This window comes from Rhodococcus sp. MSC1_016 (genome assembly GCF_023667485.2).
Lineage (GTDB): Bacteria > Actinomycetota > Actinomycetes > Mycobacteriales > Mycobacteriaceae > Rhodococcus_F > Rhodococcus_F oxybenzonivorans.
In genome coordinates this window covers 523806-543551 of the sequence record NZ_JAMOZI020000001.1, presented here as the reverse complement: position 1 = coordinate 543551, position 19746 = coordinate 523806, and the positions used below count along the sequence as shown (strand labels likewise).

At 67.0% G+C, this 19746-nt stretch carries 14 protein-coding genes; 12 read left to right on the top strand and 2 right to left on the bottom strand.

Annotation, left to right across the window (positions count from 1 at the left end):
- Positions 1–18 precede the first annotated feature (18 nt).
- The 5 genes from L1080_RS02325 to L1080_RS02305 all read left to right on the top strand — a co-directional run bounded on the left by L1080_RS02325 (position 19) and on the right by L1080_RS02305 (position 7333).
- Positions 19–945 (top strand): AEC family transporter, encoded by a 927-nt coding sequence (locus L1080_RS02325; protein ID WP_159924979.1) that lies wholly within the window; start codon positions 19–21, stop codon positions 943–945.
- Positions 946–962: 17 nt separating this feature from the next.
- The gene (locus L1080_RS02320; protein ID WP_109332631.1) at positions 963–1427 is read left to right on the top strand and encodes a hypothetical protein; all 465 of its coding nucleotides are present in this window, start codon (positions 963–965) and stop codon (positions 1425–1427) included.
- Between the two features lie 4 nt (positions 1428–1431).
- Positions 1432–2592 carry an MFS transporter gene (locus tag L1080_RS02315; RefSeq protein WP_250771815.1) on the top strand — a complete coding sequence of 387 codons (1161 nt, stop codon included), beginning with the start codon at positions 1432–1434 and terminating at the stop codon, positions 2590–2592.
- 149 nt (positions 2593–2741) lie between these two features.
- Complete coding sequence (locus L1080_RS02310) at positions 2742–5921, top strand: NAD-glutamate dehydrogenase domain-containing protein (RefSeq protein WP_250771821.1); 3180 nt, start codon at positions 2742–2744, stop codon at positions 5919–5921.
- A gap of 50 nt (positions 5922–5971) precedes the next feature.
- Complete coding sequence (locus L1080_RS02305; RefSeq protein WP_250771824.1) at positions 5972–7333, top strand: flavin monoamine oxidase family protein; 1362 nt, start codon at positions 5972–5974, stop codon at positions 7331–7333.
- Between the two features lie 24 nt (positions 7334–7357).
- Here L1080_RS02305 and L1080_RS02300 read toward each other — a convergent pair whose 3' ends face one another.
- Entirely contained in the window at positions 7358–8884 is a 1527-nt protein-coding gene (locus L1080_RS02300) for a PucR family transcriptional regulator (protein ID WP_250771828.1), read from the bottom strand.
- Between the two features lie 301 nt (positions 8885–9185).
- Between L1080_RS02300 and L1080_RS02295 the strand changes: the two genes are divergently transcribed.
- The 7 genes from L1080_RS02295 (at position 9186) to L1080_RS02265 (ending at position 19173) form a co-directional block, all read left to right on the top strand.
- Positions 9186–10436, top strand: coding sequence for an MFS transporter (locus tag L1080_RS02295; protein WP_308202154.1), 1251 nt, complete (start codon positions 9186–9188; stop codon positions 10434–10436).
- Positions 10437–10462: 26 nt separating this feature from the next.
- Positions 10463–12100, top strand: coding sequence for an amidohydrolase (locus L1080_RS02290; protein ID WP_250771836.1), 1638 nt, complete (start codon positions 10463–10465; stop codon positions 12098–12100).
- Positions 12101–12256: 156 nt separating this feature from the next.
- Positions 12257–13687 (top strand): gamma-aminobutyraldehyde dehydrogenase, encoded by a 1431-nt coding sequence (locus L1080_RS02285; protein ID WP_250771840.1) that lies wholly within the window; start codon positions 12257–12259, stop codon positions 13685–13687.
- A gap of 52 nt (positions 13688–13739) precedes the next feature.
- Positions 13740–15080, top strand: coding sequence for a 4-aminobutyrate--2-oxoglutarate transaminase (gabT, locus tag L1080_RS02280; RefSeq protein ID WP_250771843.1), 1341 nt, complete (start codon positions 13740–13742; stop codon positions 15078–15080).
- A gap of 82 nt (positions 15081–15162) precedes the next feature.
- Positions 15163–16617: an NAD-dependent succinate-semialdehyde dehydrogenase gene (locus L1080_RS02275; RefSeq protein ID WP_250771846.1), complete on the top strand. Its 1455-nt coding sequence runs from the start codon at positions 15163–15165 to the stop codon at positions 16615–16617.
- Positions 16618–16652: 35 nt separating this feature from the next.
- Entirely contained in the window at positions 16653–17543 is an 891-nt protein-coding gene (locus L1080_RS02270; protein ID WP_250772066.1) for a universal stress protein, read from the top strand.
- A 55-nt stretch (positions 17544–17598) separates the two neighbouring features.
- Positions 17599–19173 carry an APC family permease gene (locus tag L1080_RS02265; protein ID WP_159924959.1) on the top strand — a complete coding sequence of 525 codons (1575 nt, stop codon included), beginning with the start codon at positions 17599–17601 and terminating at the stop codon, positions 19171–19173.
- On the opposite strand, the gene L1080_RS02260 is transcribed toward L1080_RS02265, so the two are convergent.
- The gene (locus L1080_RS02260) at positions 19100–19744 is read right to left on the bottom strand and encodes a TetR/AcrR family transcriptional regulator (protein ID WP_159924958.1); all 645 of its coding nucleotides are present in this window, start codon (positions 19742–19744) and stop codon (positions 19100–19102) included. The genes L1080_RS02265 and L1080_RS02260 overlap by 74 nt on opposite strands.
- Positions 19745–19746: the final 2 nt, after the last annotated feature.

The following is a 19746-nucleotide window of genomic DNA, read 5'->3' as shown; positions in this document are numbered from 1 at the left end:
GAGGAGGTGCCCCGCAGCGTGTCGGGAATAGTTGCGGGATTCACCGTCATCTTCGTGATCATCGCGATCGGCTACATTCTCGGCCGGCGTGGAACGCTCGGAGCGGAGGGCGAATCCGTCCTGGGCAGGCTGGTGTTCTTCGTCGCGACACCGGCGCTGCTCTTCGATTCGCTTGCATCGTCCGACCTTTCCGTGATCTTTTCGCCGACGCTGGCCGTCGCTGCTGCGACCGCTTTGACAGTCGGCGCACTGTACATGGTGGTGGCGCGGGTATGGCTGCGCAGGTCACTTCCGGAGCTGACGATCGGGGCGTTGTCGGCGTCGTACGTCAATTCCGCGAACCTGGGCATTCCCATTGCGGTGTTCGTGCTCGGTGACGCGTCGTTCGTGGCCCCACTGCTCCTGTTCCAGATAATCGTGTACTCGCCGATCGCGTTGACCATCCTGGACATCACCACGTTGCGCAGGAGCGCATCACGACTCGAGACCGTGACCGCGCCGTTCAAGAATCCGATCGTCGTGGCCGGCGCCGCGGGACTGGTGCTCGCCCTCGTCGACTGGACTCCGCCCGAAGCGGTGATGCAACCGTTCCGGCTCATCGGCGGCGCCTCCGTGCCGGGTGCCCTGCTCGCCTTCGGTATCTCGCTGTACGGGGTGCGCGTCCTCGAGAAGGGAACGAGTCCACGCCGGGAAGTCGCACTGGCTTCGGTGCTCAAGATCGGCGTGCAACCCGTCCTGGCGTACCTGATGGCGCGATACCTACTCGGCCTCGAGGGGCATGAATTGTTCGCGATCGTGGTTGTGTCGACCCTGCCGACGGCGCAGAACGTCTTCGTCTACGCCAGCCGGTACCGGTGCGGAACGGTGCTGGCGCGGGACACGGCCTTCGTCACTACTTTGGCGGCAATTCCGGCAATTGCGCTGGTCTCGGGACTGCTCGCGTGACGGGGTTACGGTGGCTTATGCGCGTAATCGCCCTCGCAGTGCTGGCCTGCCTCGCCGTCGCCGGATGCGGGTCCACCTCGAGCACCGACGAACCGACGATTCCCCCCGAGATCGCATCCGCCGTCGACCCGAGCCCCACCCATCCGTCGTCGGGGATGCCCGTGCCCAGCGAGGTACCCGGCGAGGAATTCGGTACGGTGTTCACCGCCCGGCCCGACATCGTCCGTGCCCATCCGACCCCGTTCGAGTCGTGGTCCCGCGCCGACGGCAACAAGGTCGCGATCCATTTCGTCACCGGAACCCCGGAGTGTTACGGCGCCGATGCGACCGTCACCGAGACGGACACCACCGTCACCATCTCCCTACGCACCGGAAGCCTGCCGGAGTCGGCCGACAAGATGTGCATCCTGGTCGCAGTGTTCGGCACGCTCGAGGTGCCTTTGCAGGCGCCGCTCGGCGATCGTCGGGTGATCAACGGGTGAGCCGTTGAAGCACTGGTTCCTCAACGTCTGTATCGCCACCGCACTACTCCAGGCCGTCTATCACGCCGTCCGCGTTCTCGTCTCGTACCGTGTCCTTGCTCTCGGCGGTGACGCGGTCACTATCGGAATCGTGACGGCCCTGTTCTCGCTGGCACCCCTGCTCGTCGCGGTCCGCATCGGGCGGGCGGTCGACCAGCGGCACGCGGCAGCTGTCCTGCGTACGGGCGTGGCGCTCACGACACTCGGTGTCGTGGTGATCGCGCTCAGCAACGACCTGATCGTGCTCGGCGTGGGCAACGTGGTCCTCGGGTTCGGCCAGATCCTCGTCACCGTGGCCGGGCAGGGATTCATCACCTTGCTGTCGAAACCGGGCGAGCTGGACAAGGGGTTCGCGGGCCTGACCCTCGGCGTGTCGGTCGGTCAGGCCGTCGGCGTGCCGGTCGTGGGGCTGATCGCGGCCCGCAGCTCGGACGGCGGACCGGTGCAGACCACTCTCGCGCTGGCGGTCATGGCCGCGGTGTCCCTGGCGTCGATTCCGTTCGCGTGGCCGATCCGCGAGCGTCCGCAGTCCAGGAAGCCGGCCGCGAAAGACCAGCAGCAGTCCGTCGCGAGCATGATCTCGACGTCCGGTATGCGACCCGCGGTGTTCAGCAGCCTCATCGTCCTCGCCTCCGTCGACGTCGTCGTGGCCTATCTGCCCGTCCTGGGCCACGAATTCGGTTTCAGCGTTCTCCTGGTGTCGTTGCTGCTCACCGCGCGCACCGCGGCATCGATCGTGTCCCGGGCGTTTCTGCCGTGGCTGCTCACCCGGGCACCGCGACGGCGACTGCTCGTCTCCGCGACATTGTGTTCGGCGCTGCCCACCGCGCTCCTGCCGTTCGTCCGCGATCCGTGGTGGATGGCATTGCTCCTGGTGGTGGCCGGCTTCTTCTGGGGCATCGGGCAGCCGCTGACGATGACCTGGGTGACCGGCCTCGTCACCGGCCCCAACCGGGCGGCCGCGTTGTCTCTGCGCCTGACCGGGAACCGCCTGGGCCAGGTGCTGATCCCCTTGGCCGCAGGCGCTATGGCCGGTGTCGCGGGCACGGCGTCGATCTTCGTGATCACCGGAGGTCTTCTGGGCACGGCGGCGGTGTCCACTTGGCGAGCCGTGCGTACTTCATAACCACCCGCGGTTAATAAGTACTCACGGGTGCCTAAATGTCGCACCGGCCGGTGTTCGACGCTCCACTTCGTCGGCTGTGGCGTGCGTCTCTCCTCGGCAGACTTGTCCCCAGTCACGCGTTTGCCAGATCAGGGGTCAGGAGCCACAAGATGAGCTTTACCGGTGTCATTCCGAGCACGACCGACACTCCTCGTCCACATCAGGACGAGCGCGCCGAATCGAGCGCGGTACAAGCATCGGGCGACACCACTCCGCAGCTACGTTTCCTCGACCCCGCCGACACCGGGTCCGGGCGGGCGGCCGTGATGGTCTGGCCGCAGGCTCCCCTGCTCGCGGAGCTCGTCGCGCTCTTCGCCGACCTCGGTTTGCGGGTTGCCTCCCATGAGCAGCTTCCCGCGGCCGAGTCGGGCGAGACGGTAGTGCACCGCTTCGATTTCAGCACCGACGGCTCCGCCTGGGACAGCGCGACTCCCGGCCTCGTCTCCGCCGCGTTCGGGGCCGCGGCCGCCGGACATTTGGAGGTGGACGGATTCACCCGTCTCATTCCGGCCGCAAACGTGTCGTGGTCCGACGCCGTCCTGATCCGTGCGGCCTGCCGTTATCTCCGCCAGGTGGGACTCGGCCTGTCGGAGCCGAACATCGTGGCAATCCTGTTGCGCAACAGCAGTTTCGTGCGTGGGTTCGGCGCACTGTTCGCGGCGCGCTTCGATCCTGCACGGACCGATCGGGGCACGGCCGTCGCGGATGCGGAGAAGATCCTCCTCACCGCCATCGAGAAGACCACGACGTTGGACGAGGACCGCCTGCTGCGCGGCATGTTGTCGTTCATCTCGGCCGTACTGCGCACCAACTGGTTTCAGCACGACCGCACGGGGGGAACCGGCACCGCGGCGGCGTTCAAGATCGATCCTGCGCTGCTGTCGCTGTCCGCTCCCGTCACCCCGTACCGGGAGATCTTCGTGCACTCTCGGATAGTCGAGGGCAGTCACGTGCGCAGCGGCACGGTGTCCCGCGGCGGTCTGCGCTGGTCGGACCGCAAGGACGACTTCCGCACCGAGGTACTGGGCCTGATGAAGACGCAGCACGTGAAGAACTCGCCGATCGTTCCGATGGGCGCGAAGGGCGCGTTCGTCGTGCGCACCGATCCGGCTCCCGATGCTGTGCGGCAGGCGTACACGACCTTCATCGAGGGACTGCTCGACGTCACCGACGACATCGTCGACGGCGAGGTGGTGCACCCCCGCGACACCGTGATCTACGACGGCGACGATCCGTATCTGGTGGTGGCCGCCGACAAGGGCACGGCACGGTTCTCCGACCTCGCCAACAGCATTGCGGTGCGCCGCGGTTTCTGGCTCGGCGACGCCTTCGCCTCCGGAGGTTCGGCCGGTTACGACCACAAGGCAATGGGTATCACCGCACGCGGTGGATGGGTTTCGGTACGTAGACATTTCGCCGAGATGGGTAAGAACGTCGACACCGACGCGTTCACCGTGGTGGGGATCGGCGACATGTCCGGGGACGTCTTCGGCAACGGCATGCTGCTCAGTCGCGCGATCCGCCTCGTCGGCGCCTTCGACCACCGGCACATCTTCCTCGACCCGGACCCGGATTCCGAAGCGTCCTACCGCGAGCGCGAACGATTGGCCGGGTTGCCGGGAAGCAGTTGGGACGACTACGACCGCGACGTGGTGTCCGCCGGTGGCGGGGTGTGGCCCCGGACCACCAAGAAGATTCCGCTGTCCCCTCGGGTGCGCGAACGGCTCGACGTCGAGGAAGCAGAACTGCCCCCGCACGAGGTGGTGAAGGCCCTGCTCAAGGCCGAGGTCGATCTGTTGTGGAACGGCGGAATCGGAACCTACGTCAAGGCGTCCGCGGAAAGCAACGCCGACGCTGCCGACCCGGCCAACGACTCCGTCCGCGTCGACGCCGACATGCTGCGCGCCGCAGTGGTCGGCGAGGGCGGGAACCTCGGGTTCACCCAGCGGGCCCGCATCGAGTATGCGCTGAAGGGCGGTCGCATCAACGCGGACTTCATCGACAACGCCACCGGTGTCGCCACCTCCGATCGCGAAGTGAACCTGAAGATCGCGGTGGACGCGGCGGTAGCGGCCGGAGAACTGCCTGCTGCGGAACGGAACTCGCTCCTCGCTCGCGTCCAGGACGAGATTGCCGAGTCGGTGCTGGCCGACGCGTCGGCCCAGACCCTCGCGATCAGCCTCGCCGAGGTGCATGCCCCCTTCCTTCTCGGACGTCATGAACGGCTGATCGAAAACCTCGAACGGGACGCAGGACTCAGTCGGTCCGCCGAGGTCCTCCCGACCGCAGCGGAATTGACTGCACGACACCGCGCCGGGCAGGGACTGGTCCGTCCCGAGATCGCCGTCCTGTTGGCACAGTCCAAGAATCTCGTCGTCACGGAACTACTCGCCTCCCCGGTTCTCGACGACGGGGTGTTCGACGGCGTCCTGGCGGACTACTTTCCCGCACCGATCCGGGAGCGGGTACCGCAGCAGATCAGCGGACACCGACTGGCCCGCGAGATCGTCGCCGTGCTCGTCGCAGGCGACATGATCGACCGGGTGGGACCCGGACTGATCCATCGCCTGGAGGAGCGCCTCGGTGTCGGCACCCCCGACATCACGAGCGCCTACGCGGTGGTGCGGCAGGTGTTCGACATCGATCGGCTGTGGGACCAGGTACTCGCCTTGCCGGGTGCCTCCCACCGCACGAGGTTGAATCTGCATTTCGGCATCCAGGACCTGATCGAGCGCACCACGTCGTGGCTCCTGCGGCACCGCACCGCGGACACCGACGCTCGCGCGTCGATCGAGCGATTCACCGACCCCGTCCGCGAACTGGCTTCCGCCCTGCCCCGGCTGACCGGTGCACCCGCGCAGGACTTGGGCACGCTGCGCATCCTCGCGCAGGCGTTCGCACTCGAGGACACCGCACGCACCCTCGGCTTGCCGATCACCCAGGTTGCGGAAACCTACCGAGAATTCGGCAAGGTCATCGGCCTCGACTGGCTGTCGGAACGGTTCTCCGTCGGCGAGGCCGGGACCGCCTACTGGGAGACGATGGCGGCGGCCGTCCTCGTCGACAACCTGCAGGAGCACTGGCATGCGCTGATCGGCTCGGTTCTGCGGGACGCCTCCCCCGACACCTCCGCGGCGGACGCCGTCGCCGCCTGGCTCGACCGGCATCCGACGGCCGCGGAACGGCTGTCACACATGCTCGGCGAGCTCCGCAGTCGCGATCGGGTGGACAATTCGAGTATCTGCGTGATCGATGCCGAGCTCACTCTCGCACTGACCCGCTGCCGATGACCCCTATCGCCGTAACCCCATACCTCACCACCGATCGAAGGAGTTCGAAAGTGCCCACTCTCCAGCGAGATGTCGCCATTGTCGGTGCCGGCCCGTCCGGGCTGGCCGCCGCGACCGCACTGCGCAAGGCAGGCCTGTCCGTCGCAGTCCTCGAGGCGCGCGACCGCGTCGGAGGACGCACCTGGACCGACACGATCGACGGGGCCACGCTCGAAATCGGCGGCCAATGGGTCTCGCCCGATCAGACGGCGCTGATCTCCTTGCTCGACGAACTCGGCCTCGAGACGTTCGACCGCTACCGCGAGGGCGAATCCGTCTACATCTCCGCCGCCGGGAAGCGCACCCGCTACACCGGTGAATCGTTTCCCGTCGACGAGACGACGCGGAAGGAGATGGACCGCTTGATCTCCATTCTCGACGACCTCGCCGCGCAGGTCGGCGCCGAGGAGCCCTGGGCGCATCCCCTTGCCCGCGAGCTCGACACCATCTCGTTCAAGCACTGGTTGATCGAGCAGTCCGACGACGCCGAGGCCCGCGACAACATCGGCCTGTTCATCGCCGGCGGCATGCTCACCAAGCCCGCGCACGCATTCTCCGCGCTGCAAGCCGTCCTGATGGCCGCGTCCGCCGGCTCGTTCTCGCACCTCGTGGACGAGGACTTCATCCTCGACAAGCGCGTCATCGGCGGCATGCAGCAGGTGTCGATCCGGCTGGCCGCCGCGCTCGGGGACGACGTGTTCCTGAACGCACCCGTGCGCACCGTGCAGTGGAGCGAGCAGGGTGCCGTCGTTTTGGCCGACGGCGACGTCCGCGTGGAGGCGTCGCGGGTCGTGCTCGCGGTGCCGCCCAACCTCTACTCCCGGATCTCCTACGATCCGCCGCTGCCGCGCCGCCAGCACCAGATGCATCAGCATCAATCACTCGGACTCGTCATCAAGGTGCACGCCGTGTACGAGACGCCGTTCTGGCGCGAAGACGGTCTGTCCGGCACCGGCTTCGGGGCCTCGGAGATTGTGCAGGAGGTGTACGACAACACCAATTACGAGGACACCCGGGGCACCCTCGTCGCGTTCGTGTCGGACGAGAAAGCCGACGCGATGTTCGAATTGAGCGAAGAGGAGCGTCGCGCCACCATTCTCGGCTCGCTCGCCCGCTACCTCGGGCCGAAGGCGGCCGAGCCGGTGGTGTACTACGAGTCCGACTGGGGCTCCGAGGAATGGACGCGGGGCGCGTACGCCGCCAGCTTCGACCTCGGTGGCCTGCACCGGTACGGAAAGGACACACGGACCCCGGTCGGGCCGTTCCATTTCTCCTGCTCGGACATCGCGGCCGAGGGCTACCAGCACGTGGACGGCGCCGTCCGGATGGGTCAGCGCACCGCCGCGGATATCGTCGCGCGCCTCGGACAGTAGGCCCTGGCGATCATCGCCCGGCAGTCACGACTGCCGGGCGATGATCGCGAGTAGTAGTTCGGCGCGCACCCGCGCCACGTCCAGCCTGCAGTCGATCAGGGCTTCGATCCGCGCCATCCGGCTGCGCAGGGTGTGCCGGTGGACGCCCATCGCGGCGGCCGCGGACTCCCAATGCCCGTTGGCCTCGAGGAACGCCCGTAACGACCCCAGAAGCTCTGTGCCGTTGACGCGGTCGTAGTCGTCGATGGGCGCAATCATTGTGTCCGCCAGCGAGTTGAGTACTTCACGGGTCGCGCTGAACGCGAGTAGGGCACTGCCGGTGAGCGCCGCGAATTCCAGTGGTTCGGCCCCGGCTTCGGCCGCCGACGCCGCGAGTTGCGACTGCTCGATCGCCGCCACGACACCAGACAGCTCCCGTCGCCCGCTCAACCCGGCTCGGACCGCCTTACGCGTGCCCGGGGGCAGCGCGCTCAGCATCGACCGTGCGAAGTCCACGTCGTCGGTTCCACGGAGAAGAACTGTGATCCGGGTGTCGTGGCGACGCGAGAAGAGCTGGCGCCCAACCGTGTCCATCGCCGCGGCGACCGCCGACTCCACCCGCTGCGCGAGTTCCAGAGTCTCGGCGACCACCGTCAGACCTCGCACCATCCCGTCGGCATCGGCCGCGCCCCGAATCTGCTCCCACGCAGGCGCCAGGTCGCGATCGTCGGTGAGCAGCAGACCGAGCGCGTGCGAATTGAGCTGATTCTGCGCGACGCGCAGGCGAGCGGGCTTCTCGAAGTCCAGCGCCAGCAGCGAATTGGCGTGACCCAGCAGAATCTGATCGACGTGGCTGAGCGCCGTCGGACTGATCACCGCCACATGCCCGTGCGGGGTGCTTCCGACACTGATCTGCTGGACGGTGATCGAGGCCCCCGACCGCGCCAGCGACACGCTGCTCGACGCTCCACCCGTTCCTGCCGCCAGCACATCGCGCACTTCGCCGAGGACCTCGTCGTCCGGTCGCGCGGGATGGTGTTCGAGTACCCTGCCGGACAGATCGAGAAGTAGCACCGTGGCTGAGGTGGCCATCGCGAGTTCACGGACGGTGGCGCCGGTTCCACCCGAGATGACGGCCCGCGTCATCCGTGGCTGTGCCCGGGACGCCCGCAGGACCGACTCGTATTCTTGTTCGGCCAGACGGTTCATCACGCGTTTGACGACGGCGGCGAAGGGGGTCGGTAACGGCACTTCCAGCAGCGGAAGACCGAGGTCGTCGGCCACGGCGACGAGGTCCTCCGGCACTTCCGGGTGCGACAGCCCCGTGCCGAATCCGACGGCGGCCACTCCCACGCCGTCGAGTCCACGTAGATACCGGGCCCGGTCGGCCGCTGTCAGGGGCAGTCGCAGCCCTGTGGTGAGCAGCAGTTCCCCACCGGAGAGCCACCGGAACGGATCGGACAGTTCGGTGGTGATGGCGAAGGTGATCTCGTTACCGAGGCCTGCGGCTCCGCCCCGGAGTTCGAGAGCCAGATCCGGCTGGGACAACATCCAGCGGACGGGAACGGTCATGTCGGGCTCCTGCGCGTTGCGGTCTGGTGTGTGCCACCCTGACCCGTCGATCCCCGGAACGTGGCTGGACAGATCGGCCATCGGAACCCGAGCATCGACTCCATTCTGTCAGAGGACTCGGTACCGGTGACCTGTACGGACACCGAAACACCACATTAACGAATTTCGTTCGTTTTAGGTCTTGCGCCCGAACCCGAGGCTCCGCATACTTAACGAATACGATTCGCTAAGTGATCCGATCTCACCGGGAGAACGTCCCGCGAGCGGTCCGGCACACTACTCGAGACACGGAGTTCTCCTCGTGCAACCACCGGAAACGCCAAAAAATCACGCCCTCCGCGTCCCACTGACTGCCAGGAGCGGAATCGCCACGTTCAGCGTCTTCGTGGTCGGATACATGACCGCCAACCTCGTCCCGCTCATGATCATCGCGATGGTCGACGATCTCGGCGTGTCCCAGACCGTCGCCGGTGCCGTTCTGACGGGATCGTTGCTGGCATGCGCGCTGGTATGCCTCGCGACCACCCGATGGGCGGCCGGACGGTTCCGGCGGCGGCTCGGCCGGGCGGGCCTCGTCGTCATGGCAGCCGGATTCGCGGCGGCAGCCGTCGTTCCGTCCGCACCGATCGCCTGCTTCGCGATCGTCGTCGGAGGCCTCGGGGCCGGCGGTGCCGTCGCAGTCGGCGGCGCGGCGATGGCGGCGTTTACCAACCCGAACCGTGTCTCCGGACTGAGCGGTCTCGTCAATCGCGTGGCCGTCACCGGTGTCCTCGCGCTGATCCCGATTCTCGGCACACGGATGACCAACGCCTTCGGCATCGTGGCCGTACTCGCACTGGCCACTGCACTCACCATGACCTGGTTGCCGACCGCCCCCGACCTCGGGGCAGGCACGACGAGAACCCGCGCCGAACTGCCCGAAGGGGTCACCCGGAAACGCGTCACGGTCGCCGGAGCGTCGCTGCTCGTGCTGTTCGCCGTCTGGGCAATCGGTGAGGACTCGTTGTGGGCGGTGTCCGGCATCATGGGATTCGAGCACGCGGGGCTGACCGAACAGCAGATGGGCTTGGCCCTGTCCGCATCGACTGCAGGTGGTATCGGTATCGCACTGCTCCTCACCGCTCTGGGCTCCCGTCTCGGGCGCACGGTTCCCGTGGCCGTTCTGCTGGTACTGGGCGCCGCCCTGAAACTGGGCTCGTGCCTGACCACCGAGCCCACCACCTACCTGGTGCTCATCATTACGTGGAATACCGTCTACGCGGCAGCATTCATCTACGTGGTGGCCATCGCGGCCGCACTGGATTCGTCCGGACGCTGGTCCGCCCCACTACTCGGGACCTACCTGGTCGGCTCCGCGTTCGCCCCGCTCTTCGGCACTCTCGTCACCGAGGCCGTCGGTTATCCGTCGTTCGGTGTCATCGTGGCCGGGATCAGTCTCGTTCTGCTGGTACCGATCACGGCGATCGCCGCTCTCTCTGCACGTACCGAAGCCACATCCCTCGCCGTAGGTCAGGATCCCACCCTGCGTTACACCACGTCGGTGATCGTCTGATGAATCCGATGGACAGGAAGAACACCATGACAGCGAAGGCCACCCACTACCGAGGCGGTCGAATCTTCACCGCGGCCGAGCCCGCGTGGGCGGAGTCGATGATCGTCGAGGACGGCCAGCTGACGTACGTCGGGGATACGGTCACCGCAGACGCGCTGACCCGCGACGCCGACATCGTCGAACTCGACGGCGCTTTCGTGCTGCCCGGGTTCATCGACGCTCACACCCACCTGCTCATGATGGGGCAGTCGCTGCAGAAGGTGGATCTCCAGAGCGCCGTCGATCTGGCCGACATCCAGGATCGCATCGGGCGTTTCACCGCCGACAATCCGACGGCACCCCGAATTCTTGGGCGCAGCTGGCTGTTTCCGGCCCTCGGCGGCCGGCCGCCCACCCGGCAGATGATCGACGCGGTCGAAGCGGACCGTCCCGTGTACCTCGATTCCAACGACGTCCATTCCGTGTGGATGAACTCCGCAGCACTCCACGAACTGGGGATCGACGACCACACGCCCGATCCCCTCGGCGGCCGGATCGAACGCGATCCGGCGACGGGCCACGCCACCGGGATGTTGTACGAAACGGCGGTGACCCAGATCGTGTGGCCCGCCCTCGCGAAGGTGGTCACCGACCACGAACGTGACGTCGCGCTCGCGGCGGCGTTCGAGCGGTACCTGGCCGACGGCGTCACCGGAGCCGTCGACATGGCACTCGGTGCGGACGAGGTGGCGGCGCTCGAGCGAGCCCTGGCAGCCGGGGGCGGCACGTTGCCGCTTCGAGTAGCCGGGCACTGGCTCATCACCCGAACCGATTCGACGGAGGAGAACGTCCGTCAGGTCCGCGAGGCCGCGACGTACGCCCAGCGCCTACAGGGGCCGTGGCTGCGAATGGCCGGGATCAAGATCATCATCGACGGTGTCATCGACAGCTGCACCGCCACCATGAAGGAGCCGTACTCCGACGGCACCAATGCCGAACCGATCTGGGATCTCGAGTCGCTGGCACCCGTGGTCACTGCGGCTGATGCCGCGGGACTCCAGGTGGCCATGCACGCCATCGGTGACGAGGCCTCGGAGATCGGGCTCACCGCGCTGGAGAAGGCGATCGCCGTCAACGGAATCCGGTCGCGTCGACACCGCATGGAACACCTCGAGACGATCACGAAGGACAACGTGCAGCGTCTGGCACAACTCGGTGTCGTCGCCTCGATGCAGCCGGTGCACGCCGACCCGGCGATCCAGGAGAACTGGCGCGCCGTTCTGGGTGACCACCGGATCGAGCGGGCGTACCCCTGGCCCGAGATGACCTCGGCGGGCGCGGTCCTGGCGCTGGGTTCCGACGCCCCCACCGCACCGCATCCGCCGCTGCCCAACATGTACGTCGCGACGACGCGCAAGTCCGCGATCGATCCGACTCTGCCACCCAACCTTCCCGAGTACGCCCTCCCGATGGCGGACGCACTGGCGCACGCGACCCGTGACGCTGCCTACTCGTGCTGCTGGGACGACCTCACCGGGCAACTCGTCGCCGGCAAAGCGGCCGATTTCGTCGTCCTCGACGGAAACCCGTTCACCGAGGGCGCCGGCTCGCTCCTCACCTCCCGCGTCGGGCTGACCGTCGTGGCGGGCCGGATCCGCCATCGAACCACTCCCCGGCCGCTCTGAAGGCTGGACAACTCGGCGCGCCCAGCGCTCTTGCTTTCACCATTTCGTCAGCTGCCACCACCTTGTGAGGCAGCGCACACTGACTACCAGATGCACTACGGACCCCGGCGAACGCTTGTCGGCGGGCCGTTCGACCCCACGAGAGGAACGGTACGGATGTCGATCGACGTACTCCAGAACTACATCAATGGCGAGTTCGTCGCCTCGTCGACGACGGAGACCCTCGACTTGATCAATCCGGTGGACGAGAGCGTCGTCGGCCGTGCGCCGGTGTCCACCAAGGCCGATGTGGACGCTGCCGTCGAGGCGGCGGAGCGAGCCTTCGTGTCTTGGGGCAAGACCACGCCGAGCGTGCGCCAGACGGCACTGCTGAAGCTGGCCGACGCGATCGAGGCGCACAGCGACGAACTCGTCGAGGCGGAGTGCCGCAACACAGGGCAGCCCAAACAGGTCATTGCCGACGAGGAGATCAAGGTCGGGGCAGACCAGCTCCGGTTCTTCGCCGGGGCGGCCCGCATGCTCGAGGGCAAGGCCGCCGGGGAGTACATGGAGGGATTCACGTCCTATGTGCGCCGCGAACCGGTCGGTGTCGTCGGACAGGTGACCCCGTGGAACTACCCGTTCATGATGGCGCTGTGGAAGATCGGCCCCGCCTTGGCCGCCGGCAACACCATCGTCCTCAAGCCCAGCGACACCACCCCGAACAGCACCCTCGTCCTCGCCCGGTTGACCAAGGGCATCCTGCCGGATGGCGTGTTCAACGTGGTGCTGGGCAACGGGGAGACCGGTGCGACCCTCGTGGAACACCCCGCGCTCGGGCTCGTGTCGATCACCGGGTCGGTGCGCGCCGGCATCGCGGTGGCCGTTTCCGCCGCCCGCCAGCTCAAGCGCGCGCACCTCGAATTGGGCGGCAAGGCGCCTGCCATCGTGTTCGGTGACGTCGACATCGAGAAGACCGCCGACGGAATCGCCGAAGCGGCGTTCTTCAACGCCGGCCAGGACTGCACCGCGGCCACCCGCGTCCTCGTCCACGAGTCGATCCACGACCAGCTCGTCGATGCGCTGGTCCGTAAGGCCGAGACGTTGAAACCGGGCCTCCCGGACGACCCGGACACGTTCTACGGTCCACTCAACAACATCAACCACTTCAACACCGTCAGCGCGAAGATTGCGGATCTGCCCGCCTCCGCCAAGATCGCCACCGGCGGCAGACGTTCCGGCGAGCAGGGCTTCTTCTTCGAGCCCACCGTGATCACCGGAGTCGACCAGCGCGACGACATCGTGCAGGAAGAGACGTTCGGGCCCATCCTCACCGTGCAGAGCTTCTCGGACGAGAAGGAGGCCGTGACCCTCGCCAACGACGTCCGGTACGGTCTGGCGTCGAGCGTGTGGACGCACGATCACGGTGTCACGCAACGGCTTTCGGCAGCACTCGATTTCGGCGCCGTGTGGATCAATTGCCACATCCCGCTTGTCGCCGAAATGCCGCACGGCGGATTCAAGTATTCCGGCTACGGCAAAGACCTTTCCGGCTACGGCGTCGAGGACTACACCCGCATCAAGCACGTCATGAGCTCACACGACTGACCTCGACTCCCGTTTTCCCATCTACCGTCACGACCCTGAGGACTGCACCCTGATGAACGACATCCAGTACCGGCTGCCGCAGAAGCGAGCACTGGTCACCGAGCTTCCCGGCCCGAAGTCGGCGGCCCTCACCGCTCGCCGCCGCGCCACCGTGGCCGCGGGCGTCGGCTCGAGCGTGCCCGTGTACGCCGCGGACGCGGACGGTGGCGTCATCGTGGACGTCGACGGCAACTCGCTCGTCGACCTCGGCTCCGGCATCGCCGTCACCAGCGTGGGAGCCTCGGATCCCGCTGTGGCCGAGGCAGTTCGGGAGCAGGTCGGACATTTCACCCACACCTGCTTCATGGTCACCCCGTATGAGGGTTACGTGCGGGTCGCGGAGGAACTCGCCGCCCTCACCCCCGGCGATCACGAGAAGCGGACCGTCCTGTTCAACTCGGGCGCCGAAGCGGTGGAGAACGCGATCAAGGTCGCCCGCCTCGCCACCGGACGCGACGCCGTCGTCGCATTCGACCACGCCTACCACGGCCGCACCAACCTGACGATGGCCCTGACCGCCAAGTCGATGCCCTACAAGGCCCACTTCGGCCCCTTCGCTCCCGAGGTCTACCGCCTCCCGATGTCGTACCCGTACCGCGATCAGGACGGGCTGACCGGCGAGCAGGCCGCCCAGCGGGCCATCACCCAGATGGAGAAGCAGATCGGCGCCGATTCGCTCGCGGCGATCATCATCGAGCCGATCCAGGGCGAGGGCGGATTCATCGTTCCGGCAGAGGGATTCCTCCCCACTCTGGTCGCCTGGGCGCGCGCCAACGGCGTCGTCTTCATCGCCGACGAGGTGCAAACCGGCTTCTCCCGCACCGGCGCCTGGTTCGCGTGCGAGCACGAGGACGTGGTCCCGGACATCATCACCATGGCCAAAGGCATGGCCGGCGGCATGCCCCTCTCCGCAATCACGGGACGGGCCGAACTTCTCGACAAGGTCCACCCCGGCGGACTCGGCGGCACCTACGGCGGCAATCCCGTCGCCTGTGCCGCCGCGCTCGCCGCCCTCGACACCATGCGGACATTCGACCTGCCGGGCCGGGCTCGGCACATCGCCGACCTCGTCCTGCCGCGGTTGCACGCCCTCGCCGCCGAGGTCGGTGTGATCGGTGACGTGCGCGGTCGCGGCGCCATGCTCGCCATGGAATTCGTCAAGCCCGGAACCACCGAACCGGACGCGGAGTTGACCAAGGCCATCGCCGCTCAGGCTCTCGAGCAGGGCGTCATCCTGCTGACGTGCGGTACCTACGGCAACGTGATCCGCCTGCTTCCCCCGTTGGTGATCGGCGACGACCTGCTCGAGGACGCGTTGACGGTCATCGAGCAGATAGTTCGTTCCCTCGTCTGACCCGTGCGCCTTTCTGGTTGCCACCGCTACCAGAAAGGCGCACGGGCGCGAAAGCGCCCGCACCCCGACCAGAAGGACTCCCATGACTGATTTCGAACGGCTCCGCACCACCCTGCCCACCGGCCTGTGGATCGACGGCGCCCAGACCGACCCGATCGACGGCGGCACATTCCCGGTTTACGACCCCGCCACCGGCGCCCACCTCGCCGACGTCGCCGACGCCGGCGGCAAGGACGCACTCCGCGCCCTGGACTCCGCCGCCGCCGTCCAGGACGAGTGGGCCGCCACCGCACCTCGGCAGCGGTCTATCATCCTGCGTTCGGCGTGGGAGAAGGTGATCGAACGCACCGACGACCTCGCCCTGCTGATGACGATGGAAATGGGCAAGGCACTGCCGGAGAGCCGCGGCGAGGTGAACTACGGTGCCGAGTTCCTGCGCTGGTTCAGCGAGGAAGCCGTCCGCATCCAGGGCCGCTACACCACCTCCCCCTCCGGCAACGGACGGATCATGGTCACCAAGGTCCCCGTCGGCCCCACCCTGGCCGTCACCCCCTGGAACTTCCCCCTCGCCATGGGCACCCGCAAGATCGGTCCCGCCCTCGCCGCCGGCTGCACCATCATCGTCAAACCCGCCGAGGACACCCCGCTGACCATGCTGCTGCTCGCCGAGATCTTCGCCGACGCCGGCCTGCCCGCCGGTGTGCTCTCGGTGCTCCCCACCCTCGACGCCGCCGCCGTCACCGCACCCCTCCTCGCCGACCCGCGACTGCGGAAGGTGACGTTCACCGGCTCCACCCGCGTCGGCAAGATCCTCATCGAGCAGTCCGCCCAGCAGGTGCTGCGCACCTCGATGGAGCTCGGTGGCAACGCCCCGTTCGTCGTGTTCGACGACGCCGACATCGATGCCGCAGTCGACGGTGCGATGGCCGCGAAGATGCGCAACGGCGGCGAGGCCTGCACCGCCGCGAACCGCCTGATCGTCGCCAACTCGGTGCGCGAGGAATTCACCACCAAGCTCACCGAGCGGATCGCCGCACTCACCGTCGGGCCGGGCAGCGAAGACGGCACCGACGTCGGTCCCCTCGTCAACGACAAGCAACGTCGCAACGTGGCGTCCCTCGTCGACGACGCCGTCGCCGCGGGGGCCCGGGTCCGCACCGGCGGTAAGTCCGTCGACGGGCCCGGCTACTTCTTCGAGCCGACCGTCCTCGACGAGGTACCCGCCGGCGCCCGCATCATCCGGGAGGAAATCTTCGGACCCGTCGCCGCCATCACCGGTTTCGACACCGAGGCCGAAGCTGTCGCCGCCGCGAACGACACCGAATACGGACTCGCCGCGTACATCTACACGCGAGACGTCGATCGCGCGTTCCGTGTCGCCGACAAGCTCGAGAGCGGCATGGTCGGCGTCAACCGCGGCGTGATTTCCGACGTCGCAGCACCGTTCGGCGGCGTCAAACAATCCGGGCTCGGCAGCGAAGGCGGCACCGAGGGCATCGAGGAATACCTCGAGACCAAATACATCGGCTTCGCGTAAACTCCCCGCCCCGAGCCAGATCGGAACCCTCAATGATGCGATTGGTCGTGGGATATCTCGCCACCCCCAGCGGGGAGGACGGTCTGGCCCTCGGGGCGCAGCTCGCCCGCAGTCTCGGTGCCCAGCTCGACATCTGCATGGTGCTCCCGCCGGACCGGACGGTCCCGGCGCGAGTCCCGGCCGAGACGGGCTACGACGACATCCTCGCCTCCCGTGCCCAGCGCTGGCTGGACAAGGCGAAGTCGTCGGTGCCGAGCGACATCGACGTGGACGTCCACCTCAGCTTCCACGAGTCATTCGCGCAGGGTCTCCTCGACGAGGTGACCCGGCTCGGCGCACAGGCCATCGTCGTCGGTGCCGCCGGCGACGGACTCCTGGGGCGGCACTCCGTCGGTTCGGTGTCGACGGAATTGCTGCACTCGGCACACGTTCCGCTGGCCCTGGCTCCGCGCGGTGCCCGGCATTCCACGGCCAAGAAGATCCGGGAGATCACCTGCGCACTCGGTACCCGCGCCGGCGCCGACGTGCTGCTGCGAACCGCGGTGAGAACCAGTGAACTCATGCAGGCACCCCTACGCCTGGTGTCGCTGGTGGCGCTGGACCCGCGGAACGACCTCCGCGACCACCGCGACACACCCGAGGACATCCGCGAACGCGCCGTCGCCCACGCACAGAGCACTCTCGACACGGCACGTTCCGCTCTGCCCGAGGAGTTTCCGATCTCCGTGCTGATAGCCGACGGCTCCACCGTGGAATCGGCGGTCCGCACACTCGACTGGCAGGACGGCGACCTCGTCATGGTCGGCTCCAGCCGCCTCGCCCAACCTCATCGACTGTTCCTGGGGTCCACCGCCGCCAAGATGCTCCGTGTCCTGCCGGTACCCATGGTCGTCGTACCGAAGCAGGAGTTCCCGCACAGTGAGTAGACCTTCCACCACACCCGCCCCGGATCCACGCTTGTTCCCCACCGGAGGTTCGACCATGACGAACGACGAAGTCGCACAGGGGCCCACCGCGGGCGGGGTGAGCGCCAAGGGCCTGGCGACCGGCACGGTGGGGACATTGTCCGGCGCGATTCTCGGTATCTCCTCCGTCGCACCGGGTTACACCCTCACCGCGAGCATCGGACTGATCGTCGCCGCGGTGGGACTGAAGATGCCCGCCATCTTCATCGCCGGATTCATTCCCATGTTCCTCACCGCCTACGCATACCGGGAGCTGAACTCCGAATCACCGGACTGCGGTGCCTCTTTCACCTGGTCGACCAAGGCGTTCGGTCCGTACGTCGGATGGATGTGCGGCTGGGGAATGGTAATTGCCACCATCATCGTGCTATCGAATCTGGCGGCGATCGCCGTCCAGTTCTTCTACCTTTTCATCGCCCGACTGTTCGACAGTCCGGGCATCGCCGATCTGCCCGGCAACAAAGTGGTCAACGTCGGCACCACACTCGTCTTCATCGGCGTCGCCACGTGGATCGCGAGTCGCGGCATCACCACCAGTGAGCGCCTGCAGGTCGCACTCGTCGGCTTCCAGATGGTGCTCCTCATCGCCTTCGCCGTGGTCGCCCTCGTCCACGTCGGGGCAGGCGAGGCGCCCGCGAACCTGTCGTTCGATCTCAGCTGGTTCGATCCCTTCTCCGGACTTGCCATCGGCGCCTTCGTCATCGGTGTCACGGGTTCGATCTTCGCCTTCTGGGGATGGGACACCTGCCTGACCCTCGGCGAGGAATCGAAGAACCCCAAGAAGACTCCCGGTCGCGCGGGGCTGCTGTGCGTCGCGACGATCCTGCTGACCTACCTGCTGGTGTCGGTTGCGGCAATGATGTATGCGGGAGTCGGCGAAGAGGGCCTCGGCCTCGGTAACCCGGACAACTCGGAGAACGTGTTCGGCGCCCTCGCAGATCCCGTTCTCGGCAACTGGGGTGGCATGCTGCTGTTCCTCGCCGTGTTCGTCTCCTCGATCGCGAGCCTGCAGACCACCTTCCTCCCGGCAGCGCGCACGATGCTCGCCATGGGCGCGTACGGTGCGTTTCCGAAGAAGCTCGCCGAGGTGTCTCCCCGGTTTCTGGTGCCGTCCTACGCCACCGTCGTCGCCGGTGTGGTGACGGCCGTGTTCTACACGGTGGTCACCTTCCTGTCCGAGAGCGCCCTGCTCGACACCATTGCCGCGCTGGGAATCATGATTTGCTGGTATTACGGCATCACCGCGTTCGCCTGCGTGTGGTACTTCCGGGGACGGCTGTTCACCAGTGTCCGCAACGCTGTCTTTCGCTTCGTGTTCCCGCTGCTCGGCGGACTCATGCTGCTCGCGGTCTTCGTCATCTCAGTCGACGAGAGCATGAACCCCGAGAACGGGAGTGGCGCACAGATCGGCGGTATCGGACTCGTGTTCTACCTCGGGTTCGGCATTCTTCTGCTCGGTGCCGTCCTGATGGTGATCATGCGTTTCCGCAACCCTGCGTTCTTCCAGGGCCGAACCCTCACCCGCGAGACATCGGCGCTGCGGGACGAGAGCGATCTCGCGTCGGAGCCTGCGCCACCAAGCCTGCGATAAGGGTGCGCAGTCCGAACTCGAATGCTGCATCGGCCCGTCCGGGGTTCGGTCCGGACGTGGCCAACGCTGCCCGCATCGGCTCGTTCGCCTCCGGGGCGGTCGCCCAGACCACCTCGGGGGCAGCGAGGTCGAGCGCGGAGCCCAGAACGAAGCTGTCGACCGTCGTGATGGCGTGGAGAACCTCCGCCGGTGAGAATCCGCCGTCCGAAAAGGCTTGCGCCAGCGCGTTGTACATTCCGAACGCCACACCGGATTGCACCGTGTGCGCGGTGAACAGTGGAATCAGCCGAGGATGCTCGGCGTAGTTGCGCCGATACTCGCGCGCCAGGGAGGCCACCGTCTCACTCCACTTGCCGTCTGGGTCCGCCACCACGATGCCCGCCATCACGCTGGCGCGCATCAATTCGATGATCTCCGCCCTCCCCGACACGTGGTTGTACAGCGAGGAGGGCCGCACCTTCAGCCGCTCGGCGAGGCCCGGCATCGTGAAGTCACCGGTGAGGTCCACCAGGCGAATGGCCGCTTCCGTGATGATCTCCGGTGACAGCAGCCGCTGTGATGGCCGTGGCATGA